This is a genomic window from Novosphingobium mississippiense (assembly GCF_044029535.1).
GTDB lineage: Bacteria > Pseudomonadota > Alphaproteobacteria > Sphingomonadales > Sphingomonadaceae > Novosphingobium.
Genome location: NZ_CP147001.1, coordinates 190,731 through 205,036 on the forward strand (window position 1 = coordinate 190,731; position 14,306 = coordinate 205,036).

Below are 14,306 nucleotides of genomic sequence, written 5' to 3' on the forward strand. Positions count from 1 at the left end.
GAGGGGCGGCGCAGGCTGGCTTTTTGCCGCAATCAAGCCGCCATCGATCTCTAACCCAGCCGTCGCACCGCGCCTGCGCTGACTTCCCATACTGCGGCTTCGCCCGCGATGGCTTCAAACGGCGCGAGTTCGGTGCCGGTCAGCCAGACTTGCGCCGATCCGGCGCGCAGGCGGTCGAACAGGGCTTCGCGGCGGAGGGGGTCGAGATGGGCGGCCACTTCGTCCAGCAGCAGCAGGCGCGGGCGCTGTTCCGTGCCGCTTTCCAGCAGTTGCGAGTGCGCCAGCGTGATCGCGATCAGCATCGCTTTCTGCTCGCCGGTCGAGCACTCGGCCGCGGATTGTCCCTTGCCCGGCCCCTTGCCCGCCATCGTGACGAGGACTTCGTCGCGGTGTGGGCCGGTCAGCGTGCGCTGGGCGGCGCGTTCGCGGGGGCGGCCGTCGCGCAGGGCGCGGGCGAGGGCTTCGGCCTCGATCGGTCCGCCCGCCTGATAGGCCAGCGACGGGCGCGCGAAGGGGGAGTCCGGCAGGGCGGCCAGCGTCGCTTCCAGCCGCTCCACCAGTTCGGCGCGCGCGGCGGCGACCATGGCGCCGGCTTCGGCCAGTTGCAGTTCGATGGCGTCCAGCCAGCGCGGGTCGGGGGCGTATTCGTCCGAAAGCAGGCGATTGCGTTCGCGCAGGGCATTTTCAAGGCGCGTGGCGTGGCTGGCATGATCGGGGCGGACGGCCATGACCAGCCGGTCCAGGAAGCGCCGCCGGGCGCCCGCGCCTTCGACGAAGAGGCGGTCCATCGCCGGGGTCAGCCAACCGATCGAGAGCCATTCGGCCAGCCGCACCGCCGGTGCCTCTGCGCCGTTCACCTGCACCAGTCGCCGCCCGGGCCGTTCCGGTGCGACACCTGTGCCGATCCGTACGGGCTCACCGCCGGGCACCATGAGCGAGGCGCTGATCGCGAAGCCACCGTCGAATTGCTGCCCCGGCATGTCCGCCAATGCGGCGCGCCGCAGGCCCCGGCCGGGCGAGAGCAGCGAGATCGCCTCCAGCACGTTGGTCTTGCCCGCGCCGTTTTCGCCCACCAGCAGGTTGAACTGCGCCGTGCCTTCCACCGCGGTCTCACGGTGGTTGCGGAAGCGGGACAGGAGGATGCGGTCGAGCATGATTGCGGCGGACCTACCGGGGCCAGCGGATCATGCCAAGTCGCGCGCGTGGCTTATTCGGTGGTTGCGACAGCAGCCTTGCGCGCCTTTGCGAAGGGGGAGAAGTCCACATTGCTGTCGAACACGTCCACGCCTTCGCGCTTCTTCAGCCAGCCGACCACCACGTAGGTCACCGGGGTCAGCACCACTTCCCAGCCGGTCTTGATCGCCCATTGCGTCACCGCCAGCAGCGCGATCGAATGCGGCGTGAAGCCGGCCACGCCCAGAAAGGCGAGGGGGTAGAACAGCGCGCTGTCCACGCCTTCGCCGAAGATCGTCGAACCGATCGTGCGCGTCCACAAGTGCTTGCCCTGCGTCATGATCTTCATGCGGGCAAGGACGAAGGAATTGACGAACTCGCCCGCCCAGAACGCGCAGACGGAGGCGAAGACGATCCGCGGCGTCTGGCCGAAGATCGAGTAATAGGCGGCCTGGTTGGGCGCCGTCACCTGCTTGCCCTCCACGATGTAGGTGGAGGAGGCGAGCGCCCATTCGGCATTGGCGGGAATGTTCACCACCACCACGCTCATCAGCACCATGAACAGCAGCGCGAAGAAGCCCACCCAGATGCAGCGGCGGGCGTTGGCATAGCCATATACCTCGGTCAGCACGTCGCCGATGATGTAGGAAACCGGGAAGAACAGCACGCCGGCGCCGAAGGTGATCGGCCCGAACACGGGGAAGTTCACTTCCGCCTGCTTGGCCGCGCCGATCAGGTTGGAGAGCAGCAGGATCACCACGAAGGCGACCATCACATAGTCGAAATAGCGGAAATGGCGCCGGGCGCCGGCCATGCCGTCAATGCGGGAGAGTTGTGCTTCGCTCATCGGGGGCATGCGTAACCTGCCGGGATCGTTCGGCAAAGCACAAGTTGTGCGGGGATCATTCCGATGCGCGGTTTGCGTGTGCGGAGAACCGCGCTATGGGGACCCCGCAAGACGTAGCGCGCGCCCGTAGCTCAGCTGGATAGAGCACGAGCCTTCTAAGCTTGGGGTCACAGGTTCGAACCCTGTCGGGCGCGCCATTTTCAGCGGACTTCGCCCCCAGCGTTCCATCGAAGGCGCGCGCCATTTCCTGGCGATCTCATCCGGTCTTTTTCCGGCGCCCGCTCAAGTACAAAGCCGAGCAGTGATCGGCAACGCTCCGGCGATCGCGACGATCTGGCGAAAGCCCTCGGTTCACGGCAGGAATCGGACATGTTCCGACGTCGAAGAGATCCGCTGAAGTCGCCTCCCAATGACCGAGACTTCCGAATTTTCGACCGGGCGTCCGCAGGCGACGCGGGCGTGCTCAACCAGGTCGTGATCCGGGAACAGGTGATGGATTTGGTGACCTTAGGGACCGTCGATCGCGGGGCTACCGATTTTTCAGGTCCGCGATCAACGTCCCCGGTCCCCTTCGTTGCGGACGGTACGCTCCCCCTGTCATGATGGGGGAATGGCGGCAGATCGGGTAAACTATACCATTGTCCAAGGACTGCGGGGATTTACCTCCATCGCAGTCCTTCTGTTCCACGCCATTCAGGGCGGCCACGTGCCCAGTCTGCTGGCGGCAATGCCGTTTTCGATGCTCAACGACTACTTTGCCGTATCGGTGTTCTTTACCCTGAGCGGGTTCGTGATTGCGCACGGGCTTACCGGCGTGACGATGACGCCGGGCAAGGTGGGCATGTTCATGCTGGGGCGCTCGATCCGGCTCGATCCCGCCTATTGGGCATCGATGCTGGTGACGATCGGCTTGGTGCTGCTGGCCGCGCTATACCATCATCGGCCGTTTCATCCCCCATCGGTCGGCGATGTGCTGGCGCATGTGTTCTACTTGCAGGAAATCCTGCGCATTCCGGAAATCAACATTGTCTACTGGACGCTGACCTACGAGTTCCAGTTCTACCTCGTCTTCGCGCTGATCCTGACGGTCCCGGCGCGGTGGATGGGGGTGGCGGCCTGGGCGCTGGCGATGGCTTCGGCACTGGGGCTGGTGGGCACGCAGTGGCACGGCCTGTTCGTGGAGCACTGGGCGGTGTTCTACGTGGGCGTCATGGCCCGGCGGGCGCTGGATTCGGAAGTCGCGCTGATGGGGCTGGTGCTGCTGGTGCTGGTGCTGATGACGGGCACGGGTTTCGAACGGATGCCGGCCATGGTGGCGCTGCTGCTGTTCGCCGCCGCCTGGACGGGCTGGGCGGAGACCGGGTTGAACTGGCGCTGGCTGCAGTTCCTGGGCACCATTTCCTACAGCCTCTACCTGATCCACGTGCCGCTGATGCAGGTGGCGGACTTCGCGGTGCACCATGTCGTCGGTCAGGGGCTGATGGCGGACTTCGCCTGCCTGGGGCTGATCATGGCGCTGTGCATTGGCGGTGCCTGGCTGCTTTACTGGACGGTGGAGCGGCCCTCGCACCGGCTGGCGCGTAGCGTCCGCTCCCGCGTCAGGGCGCGGCCGGTGCAGATATCGGCCACGCCCCTGGTCGACCCTCGGGCTTGAATATGCTCGGTTTAGAAGAAGCCCAGCTTCTTCGGGCTGTATGATACAAGCAGGTTCTTGGTCTGCTGATAGTGATCCAGCATCATCTTGTGCGTCTCACGCCCGATGCCGGACTGCTTGTAGCCGCCGAAGGCCGCGTGCGCGGGGTAGGCGTGGTAGCAGTTGGTCCAGACGCGCCCGGCCTGGATCGCGCGGCCGAAGCGATAGCAGGTGTTGATGTCGCGGCTCCACACGCCCGCGCCCAGGCCGAACATCGTGTCGTTGGCGATTTCCAGCGCCTCTTCCTGCGTGCGGAAGGTGGTGGTGGAAACGACCGGGCCGAAGATCTCCTCCTGGAAGATGCGCATCTTGTTGTGGCCCTTGAATACCGTGGGCTGGACGTAGAAGCCGCCGGCAAGATCGCCGCCCAGCTGCGCCGCGGCGCCGCCGATCAACACTTCGGCCCCTTCGCCGCGCCCGATGTCTAGGTAGCGCAGGATCTTTTCCTGCTGTTCCTGCGATGCCTGCGCGCCGATCATCGTCTCCATCTCCAGCGGGCTGCCCTGCCGGATCGCGGCGACGCGCTTCAGCGCCTTTTCCATGAACTTGTCGTAGATCGATTCCTGGATCAGCGCGCGGCTGGGGCAGGTGCAGACCTCCCCCTGATTGAGTGCGAACATCACGAAGCCCTCGATCGCCTTGTCGAGGAAGTCGTCATCCTCCGCACAAACGTCGGCAAAGAAGATGTTGGGGCTCTTGCCGCCCAGTTCCAGCGAGACCGGGATCAGGTTCTCGCTGGCGTACTGCATGATCAGGCGCCCGGTGGACGTCTCCCCGGTGAAGGCGATCTTGGCGATGCGCTTGGAACTGGCGAGCGGCTTGCCTGCCTCGACGCCGAAGCCGTTGACGATGTTGAGCACGCCGGGCGGCAGGATATCGGCGATCAGTTCGGCCAGCACCAGGATCGAGGCGGGGGTCTGCTCGGCCGGCTTCAGGATCACGCAGTTGCCGGCGGCCAGCGCGGGGGCCAGCTTCCACGCGGCCATCAGGATCGGGAAGTTCCACGGGATGATCTGGCCGACCACGCCCAGCGGTTCGTGGATGTGATAGGCCATGGTGTCGTCGTCGATCTCGCCGATGGAGCCTTCCTGTGCGCGGATGCACCCGGCGAAATAGCGGAAGTGATCGATGGCGAGTGGAATGTCGGCGGCGGTCGTCTCGCGGATTGGCTTGCCGTTGTCCCAGGTCTCCGCCAGCGCCAGCTTGGCAAGGTTCTGCTCCATCCGGTCGGCAATGCGCAGCAGGATCAGAGAGCGTTCGGCGGGCGGCGTGCGGCCCCAGGTTTCCCGCGCGCCATGGGCCGCGTCCAGCGCAAATTCGATGTCGTCCGCATCCGAACGGGCGACGCGGCAGACTGGCTGGCCGGTGATCGGGCTGACATTGTCGAAATAGCGGCCAGCCACAGGGGGCACCCACTTGCCGCCGATGAAGTTGTCATAGCTCTTGGCGAACGGCGCCACGAGTGCCGAGGGGCGTTCGGTGACTTGCGCGTCTGACATGGCGTGATCCTCTCTCTCATTGGTCCGGCGGGATGCCCGGCCTTGGGATCAGGATGTCAGCGCCGGAGCCGGTTCGACAGGGGGAGGGCGCAAGCTGCCTCGCGCGTTGTCTCGAAGGTGAGACATGGGAATCTTGCCGGAGAAGCAGGCGGGCGATGCTCACGGTGGCGTTGGGAAACCGACTGCGTACGGGGTGCCACGAAAATCGGCCTATTGCCCCGGCGACATTCCCACGCGCTCCATGCGCCGGTACATCGTCGCGCGGCCGATCCCCAGTTCGCGGGCGGCCTGCGTGACATTGCCGCCCGACCGGGCCAGCGCCTGCCGCAGGATCGCCCGCTCGCTGTCGTCGAAGCTGCTGGAGCCATCGCCGATCACGTCGGCCAGCGGGCGCGGCCGTTCGAAGGGGCGATTGCCGAGGCCGAAATTCAGCCGCGCGGCCCGGGTGGCGCCGACCACCAGATCGTCGCGGTCGACTGCCAGCAGCGCAACGCCGCGCCCGCGTCGCTGGCTGTCGGGCCGGTCCGGGCTGTAGACGATCCGCGCGCCGGCATAGCGCATGCAGAAGAAGTCCCGCTCGATCTGGCGGGCGGCATCCTGCACCAGCGCGGCGACCAGCGAGGCCATTGCCTCACCATGTTCGGCGCGCGCGCTGGATACGTCGAGCGCGGCCACCAGCCGCCCTTCGGGGTCGAACACCGGCGCATCCATGCAACTGACGCCGATGTTGCGGCTGGCGAAATGTTCGCCGCGCAGGATGGTGATCGGGCGCTGTTCGACAAGACAGGTGCCGATGCCGTTGGTGCCCTCTGCCGATTCGCCCCAGCGACCGCCGGGGACGAGCCCGATGGCATCGAACAGTGGGGAATCGCCGGCGGTCGATCGCGCTTCCAGCACCACGCCGTCGATATCCGACAGGATCACGCAGCATCCGGTGCGGCCGACATTGCCGAACAGCTGGTCCAGCACCGGCGCGGCGGCGGCGATCAATTCGCCATTGCTTTCGCGCAGACCTGCCAGAGTGGCGGCGCCCAGCCGTTCCTGCTTGCGCGAGGCGGCGGGATCGAGGCCGTGGTGCAGGGCCGAGCGACACCAGGATGCCGCCAGCGAGGATGTGGCGGCGGCATTGCCCTGCTGCACGGTATTCAAGACACGGTCGCTATGCGTCAGCTTGTCGCTGGCCATCGTCATCGTCCTCTCCGCCGGTACGAATCCTGCTGCCTTGAAGGCCCGTCTCGTCCGTTGCCGGTTGGCCGAAGCTGTGGCCGGCGGAATATGGACGCAATGCGGACCGAGTCCTTCACGCGGGGGCACTGTCCCATTCATGAGACGAACTATCCAGCCCAAAATAAGGATAAGGCGGATTCCCGCCGTTGCCCCCAATCTCATGCGCGAGGTGCAAAATTGACGTTTGGCGCACAGAATTTTGAGAGTGCGAAAATCGCATCTGGCGGCGTTGACAAGAGATCGAATTCAAATACGGTCGTGTAACAGAAACGAAACATAATTTTCGGGGGCGATGTCCGATAGGAACGCGTTAGACCAACTTACGAGGGGGCTGGTCGATGTTCAAAGTACATTCGCGTACCTGTTGTGATCTGAAGAACGCATTCGCTAAATCGTTTCTTGGTGCATTTTAATCCTACAGAAATTTAATTTTGGAAACGTGGTCGCATTTTAGTGTGTCTGCGGGACGGGGTTTGTCGCCCCGGCAATAGAGTTGCAGGCTTCGGCCGATGCTGCTCGGGTGCCTCCTGCACGTCAGGATCCTGCAGGTCATGCGATCGCCGCGAAGCCGCTCTTGCACAGTGTTGCGCAAGGGATCGCCAGCGGGTCGCGTCGTTTCCGACATGAACTGAAACTCGCGGCGTGGCTGCCCGGGCACATGCATTTCCGGCCACTGGGGGGTGGGCTGGGGAGTGTTCGCGCGCACGTCCTTTCCAAGGCGGCTTGATGCCGCCTGCCGGCCGCCCGCCATGACGGCGCGCCGGGCGGGGAAGCGCGTGCCTGCTTCGTGCGCAGGCAACGACGATCGCGAGAATCCGGGGAGAGGCCGCAACCGTGGATGAACCAGGCAAGGGGGCCTAGATGAAATACAGGGTATCCGTATCGGCAGGTGCGCTGGCGGCAGCGCTTTTATTGGGATCGGCTTCGGCCCGCGCGGAAGAGCCTGCCGAACCGGCTGCGGCAGAACCTGCCGCCGATGGTTCGGGCGGCGCGATCATCGTCACCGGCACCCGTACGATCGGCATGAAGGCCACCGAAAGTCCGGCGCCGATCCAGTTGATGAGTGCGGAAGTGCTGGCCCGTACCGGCCAGCCGGACCTGATACAGAGCCTGGCCCAGAACCTGCCGTCGATCCAGGCCCAGGCCTTCGGCAGCGATCTTCAGGCGCACAACCTGCAGATGAAGCTGCGCGGCCTTTCGCCCAACCACACGCTGATCCTGATCAACGGCAAGCGCCGCCACGGCACTGCCAACGTCTCGGTCGCGGGCGGCCCCTACGGCGGCAGCGCCGCGCCGGACATGAGCTTCATCCCGAACGATGCGATCGGCCATATCGAGGTGCTGCAGGACGGTGCCGCCGCGCAATACGGCACCGACGCCATCGCCGGCGTCATCAACATCATCCTCAAGGACAGCGATCACGGCGGCCTGATCAGCGGCACCGCCGGCCAATATTACGATCAGGGCGGCGATACCTACAGCGTATCGGGCAATGTCGGCTTCGCGCCGATCGAGGATTCGTACGTCAACCTGACGGTCCAGAAGAAGAAAAAGGGCTTCAGCTTCCGCGGCGACATCGATCCGCGCGTCTATGGCGACAACTCCGTGGCGAAGGGCAATCTTGCCAAGTACCCCGATGTCGTCAACGCGAAGGACTATCCCTACGTCAACCGCATCGCCGGCGATCCGCAGATCGAACAGACCACGGCGATGTTCAACGCCGGTTGGACCTCGGGCGATTTCGACATCTACAGCTTCGGCAGCTACGGCCACAAATATGCCCGCGCCTACGAGAACTACCGCACGCCGGGCATCGTCGTTTCGGCGGCGGGGGTGCCGCTGTTCCCCACCGGCTTCGCGCCGCTGGAAGCCGTGCGCGAGACGGATTACGCGATTACCGGTGGGGTGAAGGGCAAGTTCGGCGATCTCGATTTCGATCTCGCCTCCACTTACGGCAACGATCTGGTCAAGGTCTATGTCGAGAATTCGGCCAATGCCGCGCTCTACAAGGCCACCGGCTTCACCCCGACAGAATTCCACAACGGCGACTTCAAGTCCTCCCAGTGGAGCAACACGCTGGACCTGACTTACCCGGTCGACATTGGTCTGGCCGAACCGATGAACATCGCCGGCGGTCTGGAATGGCGGCGGGAAACCTATGGCATCGTCGCCGGCGATCCCGCCTCGTACTACGGCAGCGGCGCGCAGTCGTTCTTCGGCTACAGCCCGAACGATGCGGGCAACTACCACCGCACCAACTTCTCCCAATATCTCGACATCTCGTTGAAGCCGGTGTCGGCGTGGCTGGTCGATGGTGCGATCCGCCACGAACACTACAGCGATTTCGGCGACACCACCGTATTCAAGCTGACCTCGCGCTACGATATTTCGGACATGTTTGCGGTGCGCGGCACCGTGTCGACCGGCTTCCGCGCGCCGACGCTGGCGGAAGGGTTCTATTCGGGCATCAACGTCGGCCCAAGCTCGGTATCGGGTGTGCTTCCGGCCAACTCGGCGGCGGCGGCGTCGCTGGGCTTCGGCGGGCTGAAGCCTGAGAAATCGACCAACTTCAGCGCGGGGATCGTGTTCACGCCCAGTTCGCGGGTCAGCGTCACGCTCGATGCCTACTGGATCGAGATCCGCGATCGCATCATGATCTCCAGTTCGTTCTACGGCTTCAACGGCCAGTACTGCCCGGCCGGCTATGCAGGATCGAGTGCCGCCAGTTGCGTTCCATTTTCGGCCGACAACTACAACCTCTACAACCAGCAGGCGGTCTACGACGCGGTCGCCAGCGCGCTGGGCGGGGAAATTCCCAGCTATGTGCTGACCGACGTGAACGGCGCGCGCAACACCAGCGGCACCGTGGCCGTGCAGACTTTCGTCAACGGCGCCGACATGCGCACGCGCGGCGTGGACTTCATGGCCAGTTATGACATGCCGACCGGCATCGGCGAGATCAACTGGACGCTTTCGGCCAACTATAACGACAACAAGGTGAAGAAGATCGCCGATCTGCCGGATGCGCTTTACACCAGTACGGTCGATCCTTCGAAATCGGCGCTGATCAGCAAGTACAACGTCGTCACGCTGGAGCACAGCACACCGAAAGTTCGGGCCACGCTGGGCGCCTATTGGGAATCCAGCCTGTTCACCGTGAACCTGCGCGAAAGCTATTATTCGAAGGTCTATGCCCTGGAAACCGCACCGGGCGGCAGCCCGATCGCCGGGCAGGACCTGAAGGTGCCGGTCAATTCCGCCTTCATCACCGATCTGGAGCTGGGTCTGAAGGCCACCGAGAACATCAAGCTTTCGATCGGTGCGAACAACCTGTTCAACAAGTACCCGACCAAGCGTTCCTACGAATATATCCGTGCTGCTCAATTGGCATCCGGATCAAGTTCTTATGCGTCCAACGTATATCCCACCATTTCGCCCTACGGTATCAATGGTGGATACTACTACGGCCGCGTCACGGTGAAGTTCTGATTGGCATCGATTGAATAGGCACTGTTCCCGGGTTTGCCTGGGGGCAGTGCCCATTATTGATTTTTCAGGGAGTTGCGATTGTGATGCTATCTGAAATGGGCTGGCTGATCCCCGCGGTCGGGCTGCTGGTGGCCGGCCTTGTTGCCGGTTTCGCGGGCGGCGTGTTCGGGATCGGCGGCGGTTTCATCGTCGTGCCCGCGCTGCTGCTGATGCTGCCGCTGCTGGGCGGTGACCATGCGCAATACGCGCATGTCGCCATCGGCACATCGGCGGCGACGATCATCGTCACCTCGATCCGCTCGGTCATGAGCCATGCCAAGCGTGGATCGGTAGACTTCGAGATCCTTAAGTCCTGGGCGCCCTGGGTGATCCTGGGCGACGGTGTGGGCGTGGTGCTGGCCAGCCATGTGGACGGCAAAGTGCTGACCATGGTGTTCGCCTCGGGCGTGCTGCTGATGAGCCTGAACTTCCTGGTGCCGCGCGTGGGAGACAAGGTGATCACCGACCAGATGCCGACCGGCATGCTGCGCGTGGGCATCGCCGGTGGGCTGGGCACGTTCTCCTCGCTGCTGGGCATCGGCGGGGGCACGATCGCGATCATGGTGATGACGCTGTGCGGCCGATCGATCCACCGCGCCGTCGGCACCGCATCGGGCGTGGGCACGCTGATCGCCATCCCCAGCGCCATCGGTTTCGCGATCATCGGCTTGCACGACAAGGGCCTGCCCTGGGGTTCCGTAGGCTTCGTCAACATGCCGGCGACGTTGGCCATCGCCTCCATGTCGATCCTCACCGCGCCGCTGGGCGTCGCCGCCGCGCACTGGCTGGAGCCGCGCATGCTGAAGCGCATCTTCGGCGTGTACCTGATCGTGATCTCCATGGTGATGTTCCACAACGCACTGAAGATCTGAAGAAATCCCGAAAACTGCCGACCACCCGATTTGAGAAGGAGTTCGAAATGCAGCTTGAGCAAGACATGCTGGCCGAGCGTATCGGCGGCGAAGAAGTGACGCAGGACCTGCTGGCGCGCGGCTATTCGCGCCGCAATCTGGGCAAGATCGCCGCGCTCTTGGGCGGCGGCATGGCGGTGGCGCAGGCCATGCCGGCGGGCGCGCAGCAGGCCGCCAAGGCCGTGGCCGGCGCGGTGCGCATCGGGGCCAACGAATGCTGGACCGGACCGTTGCCTGCCGGCGCGCAGGCGGCCATGGCGATCGTCACGCAGGGCAACCGCTATGAGCCCAATGACGATCATGCCAAGCTGTTCGCCGCCGTCGCGCAGGTGGAAGGCATTCCGGCGGACCATGTGGTGGCCTGGCCGGGATCGAGCGATCCGCTCAGCCGCACCGCGATCACTTTCGCCTCGCCCTCGCGCGGGATCGTGACGGCGGACCCGACGTACGAGGCGATCTGGCGCACCGGCGCCTGGATCGGCGCCAAGGTCACGAAAGTGCCGCTCACTTCGGACTATCGCCACGACGTGAAGGCCATGCTGGCGGCCGATCCGAACGCCGGGCTCTACTACATCTGCTCGCCCAACAACCCCACCGGCACGCTGACCCCGATCGCGGACATCACCTGGCTGGCCGAGAACAAGCCCAAGGACGCGATCCTGCTGGTGGATGAGGCGTACATCCACTTCGCCGGCACCGAGAATGCGGCGAAGCTGGCCGCCTCGCGCGATGACGTGCTGGTGATGCGCACGTTCTCCAAGCTGTTCGGCATGGCGGGCATGCGCCTTGGCCTGACGCTCGGCTCGAAGGTGCTGCATGAGAAGATGATGCGCTATGACGGGGGGCAGGTCACTTCGATGCTGCCAATGACGGCTGTCGCCTGCGGCACTGCCTCGCTGACCCTGGCGGATGAGATCAAGGCCCGCCGCAACCAGATGATCGCCGCGCGCGAAGCGACTATCGCCCATATCGAGAAGCGCGGCCTGAAGGTGCTGCCCGGCAGCCATGCGAACATGTTCATGGTCGACTGGGGCGGCAAGGCGCCCAAGGCGATGATGGAAGCGCTGTTGGCGCAGAACGTGCAGATCGGCCGTTCGTGGAGTGCCTACCCATCGATGTCGCGTGTCACCGTGGGCTCTGCGGAAGACATGCAGAAGTTCCGCCTGGCGCTGGACAAGGTGCTGATGGCCTGATCGCGAAAACGCCTGACGCGCCGGCTTGAGGGGGCTTGGCCAGGCGCGGCGGGCGGAAAGGCGACAGGGAAGGGCCCGGCACGCTCAGAACGGGGCGGGCCGGGCCCTTTTTATGCGTGAGGGCGAATGGCTTATTCCGGCGAATGGCAAACCGCTTCCAGATTGATGCCGTCGGGATCGAGGACGAACGCCCCGTAATAGTTCGGATGGTAATGAGGACGCAGTCCGGGCGCCCCATTATCCCGGCCGCCCGCTGCAAGTGCAGCCGCGTAAAAGGCATCGACCTCTGCGCGCGTTGCGGCGGAAAAGGCGACATGCATGCCGGCCCCTCGCGGTCCATCGTTGCCCAGCCAGAAAAACGGCTTCCCGTCGGTTCCGTATCCGATGCCGTGGTATCCGCCGGTCTGCTCGGGCGTGACTTCCATAACCGGAACGATCTGCAAGGGGGCCAGTGCGGTGTCGTAAAAGGATCTGGAAACGGCGAAATCGCTTGCCGCGATACCCATGTGATCGATCATGCGCATTGCCCTCCGCCAAAGTCTTCCGGATAGTCTATGCGGCTTTTACGACGCGCGCATCTTTATCGCCACGATCGATGGCCGATCCGATTGCATCGGATAAACTGTTCTAAGATTTTGGTTTATCGCGTTTTTCCCGTCATCAGGTGATTCCACCTGATTAGAAAACGCTCTAGCGGGATAGAAGCTGGGCCCGGCCATATTGGCCGCGAACGCTGCCCTTGATCCAGTCTCCCAGCAGCCGCAGATAACCGTCGGCCATCCGCGTCATCGTCCGGCTGCCGTCGGGATTGGTGTGGTATTCCAGAATGCCGTGATCGGTCAGGGGGAACAGATAGATGTCGATCGGTTGCCCGGAGGCCTGGAGCCTGGTCAGCACGGCCTGCGTTTCCGCGATGGGCGCTTCGCGATCCTCGCCTGCCAGCACCCACAGCAGCGGCACTTTCAGCGATTGCAGCACGCGCCGGGAATCGTAGTCCCAGATCACCTCCAGATTGTCGAACCGGGCGCGGCCGATGCGGCGCAAGTCGGCATCGCTCATGCGCAGCATGTCGCCGCTGTATTCGCCGGCGATGGTCCGGCTCCACGGTGCATCGCCGATCTCGCGCCGGACACGGTCGAGATCCTCGAACCCTTCGGTGAAATGCGAGAGCATCAGCCTGGAGGTCGCTTGCGACAGCCTTTCGATCTGGGCAATGGCGGCATCGTCGAGCCTCGCCGTGCGCGCCTCGTCCAGCAATTGCGCACGATCCTCGTCGATGGGGGAAACCACCAGCCCGAAGCCGACCGCCACGAAATCGGCCGCTACGGAACCCGGCTGAGTGCGCGTGGCTGCCGCCGGTGCGATCCAGCCGCCCTGGCTGCCGCCGAAGAACCCGGCGCGGCCGAACCGGCCTGCCGCCAATCGCCGCGCTTCCTTCAGTGCCGCCGCTGCGTCGTCGGCCAGCAGTTCGAAGTTCTGCGTGTATTCGCCTTCGGATGCGCCGGTGCCGCGCTTGTCGTAGGCGAACACGGAAATGCCCTGCATCACCAGCATGTGTGCGTAGATGGCGCCCATGGCCCGCGTCCGTTCGGAGCCGTGGACCAGCACCACCAGCGGGCGCTTGGGATCGACCGGCCCGGCAGGCTCGATCAGTTCGCCGGTCAGGCGCGTGGCCGCGCTGTCGAAGTGGGTTTCCGTCTCACGCGTGGGGACGCGCGTCCACCGGCTGACGCGTCCATCGGCCCGCACATAAGTCACGGTGTCGTCGGTGCAGGTTACCGGCGAACCGGTTTCCTCCGTCCCGCCGCGCCGCCCGTCCAGGAAGGTGTAGCGCTGCCCCTTGCCCGAGGGTGGCGGCGTCGATCCGATCACCACGAAATCCTTGGCATCGGTGCCGTAGGCCCCCGGCGCGCAAGCTGCTGCCAATGCACTGCCCGATGCCAGCAAGCCGAAAGGAGCGAGGGCGTACAAGGCTGCGCGACGCGCTCGCCTCGGGTAAGCGACTGTTCCGGTTGCTCTTGGCATGTGCGCTGGTCCTCCCGCCCGGCGATCTATCCGATTGCGGGAAAAGGGCGAACCGATATCGACTATCGACCGTTTCGGCACCACGAAGGCATTTTCGCTGACGGCAATCGCGTGTCGAATTGGCCGGGTGGCGGCCCGCGGCTGTTCCTGCCGCCATGTTTCTGTAGTGACCCGGTGGCAAAACGAAAGCGGGAAGGCCTGTCCCGGAGG

10 protein-coding genes and 1 tRNA gene are annotated in these 14,306 nt (G+C 64.5%); 5 read left to right on the forward strand and 6 right to left on the reverse strand.

Features of this window, described 5'->3' with window-relative positions; translation table 11 throughout:
- Window positions 1–50: 50 nt before the first annotated feature.
- On the reverse strand, window positions 51–1,154 hold the full coding sequence (gene recF, locus WBP06_RS00895; RefSeq protein ID WP_395330917.1) for a DNA replication/repair protein RecF: 1,104 nt from the start codon (window positions 1,152–1,154) through the stop codon (window positions 51–53).
- A 53-nt stretch (window positions 1,155–1,207) separates the two neighbouring features.
- Entirely contained in the window at window positions 1,208–2,020 is an 813-nt protein-coding gene (locus WBP06_RS00900; RefSeq protein WP_395330919.1) for a queuosine precursor transporter, read from the reverse strand.
- A gap of 120 nt (window positions 2,021–2,140) precedes the next feature.
- On the opposite strand from WBP06_RS00900, the gene WBP06_RS00905 reads away from it, so the two are divergent.
- Together WBP06_RS00905 and WBP06_RS00910 are read left to right on the forward strand one after the other, a co-directional pair.
- Window positions 2,141–2,217: transfer RNA gene (locus WBP06_RS00905), tRNA-Arg, on the forward strand.
- Between the two features lie 413 nt (window positions 2,218–2,630).
- Complete coding sequence (locus WBP06_RS00910) at window positions 2,631–3,674, forward strand: acyltransferase family protein (protein ID WP_395330921.1); 1,044 nt, start codon at window positions 2,631–2,633, stop codon at window positions 3,672–3,674.
- Between the two features lie 11 nt (window positions 3,675–3,685).
- On the opposite strand, the gene adh is transcribed toward WBP06_RS00910, so the two are convergent.
- Window positions 3,686–5,212, reverse strand: a complete 1,527-nt coding sequence (gene adh, locus WBP06_RS00915; protein WP_395330923.1) for an aldehyde dehydrogenase — start codon at window positions 5,210–5,212, stop codon at window positions 3,686–3,688.
- 210 nt (window positions 5,213–5,422) lie between these two features.
- A complete protein-coding gene (locus WBP06_RS00920) occupies window positions 5,423–6,403 on the reverse strand; it encodes a helix-turn-helix domain-containing protein (RefSeq protein WP_395330925.1) in 981 nt (326 codons plus the stop codon).
- An 897-nt stretch (window positions 6,404–7,300) separates the two neighbouring features.
- Between WBP06_RS00920 and WBP06_RS00925 the strand changes: the two genes are divergently transcribed.
- The 3 genes from WBP06_RS00925 (at window position 7,301) to WBP06_RS00935 (ending at window position 12,071) form a co-directional block, all read left to right on the forward strand.
- A complete protein-coding gene (locus tag WBP06_RS00925; RefSeq protein WP_395330927.1) occupies window positions 7,301–9,928 on the forward strand; it encodes a TonB-dependent receptor plug domain-containing protein in 2,628 nt (875 codons plus the stop codon).
- A gap of 83 nt (window positions 9,929–10,011) precedes the next feature.
- Window positions 10,012–10,839 carry a sulfite exporter TauE/SafE family protein gene (locus tag WBP06_RS00930; RefSeq protein ID WP_395333978.1) on the forward strand — a complete coding sequence of 276 codons (828 nt, stop codon included), beginning with the start codon at window positions 10,012–10,014 and terminating at the stop codon, window positions 10,837–10,839.
- A 47-nt stretch (window positions 10,840–10,886) separates the two neighbouring features.
- Entirely contained in the window at window positions 10,887–12,071 is a 1,185-nt protein-coding gene (locus WBP06_RS00935; RefSeq protein WP_395330929.1) for a pyridoxal phosphate-dependent aminotransferase, read from the forward strand.
- 131 nt (window positions 12,072–12,202) lie between these two features.
- Here the strand turns inward: WBP06_RS00935 and WBP06_RS00940 are convergent, their stop codons facing one another.
- Window positions 12,203–12,589 carry a VOC family protein gene (locus tag WBP06_RS00940; RefSeq protein ID WP_395330931.1) on the reverse strand — a complete coding sequence of 129 codons (387 nt, stop codon included), beginning with the start codon at window positions 12,587–12,589 and terminating at the stop codon, window positions 12,203–12,205.
- Window positions 12,590–12,761: 172 nt separating this feature from the next.
- Window positions 12,762–14,042 carry an alpha/beta hydrolase family protein gene (locus WBP06_RS00945; RefSeq protein ID WP_395330933.1) on the reverse strand — a complete coding sequence of 427 codons (1,281 nt, stop codon included), beginning with the start codon at window positions 14,040–14,042 and terminating at the stop codon, window positions 12,762–12,764.
- Window positions 14,043–14,306 lie beyond the last annotated feature (264 nt).

Excerpts from the sequence above, each read along its gene's own strand:
- WBP06_RS00940 (WP_395330931.1), bottom strand. The coding sequence starts at position 12,589 with ATGATCGATCACATGGGTATCGCGGCAAGCGATTTCGCCGTTTCCAGA.
- recF (WP_395330917.1), bottom strand. The coding sequence starts at position 1,154 with ATGCTCGACCGCATCCTCCTGTCCCGCTTCCGCAACCACCGTGAGACC.
- WBP06_RS00930 (WP_395333978.1), top strand. The coding sequence starts at position 10,012 with ATGCTATCTGAAATGGGCTGGCTGATCCCCGCGGTCGGGCTGCTGGTG.
- WBP06_RS00925 (WP_395330927.1), top strand. The coding sequence starts at position 7,301 with ATGAAATACAGGGTATCCGTATCGGCAGGTGCGCTGGCGGCAGCGCTT.
- WBP06_RS00910 (WP_395330921.1), top strand. The coding sequence starts at position 2,631 with ATGGCGGCAGATCGGGTAAACTATACCATTGTCCAAGGACTGCGGGGA.
- WBP06_RS00900 (WP_395330919.1), bottom strand. The coding sequence starts at position 2,020 with ATGAGCGAAGCACAACTCTCCCGCATTGACGGCATGGCCGGCGCCCGG.
- adh (WP_395330923.1), bottom strand. The coding sequence starts at position 5,212 with ATGTCAGACGCGCAAGTCACCGAACGCCCCTCGGCACTCGTGGCGCCG.
- WBP06_RS00935 (WP_395330929.1), top strand. The coding sequence starts at position 10,887 with ATGCAGCTTGAGCAAGACATGCTGGCCGAGCGTATCGGCGGCGAAGAA.
- WBP06_RS00920 (WP_395330925.1), bottom strand. The coding sequence starts at position 6,403 with ATGACGATGGCCAGCGACAAGCTGACGCATAGCGACCGTGTCTTGAAT.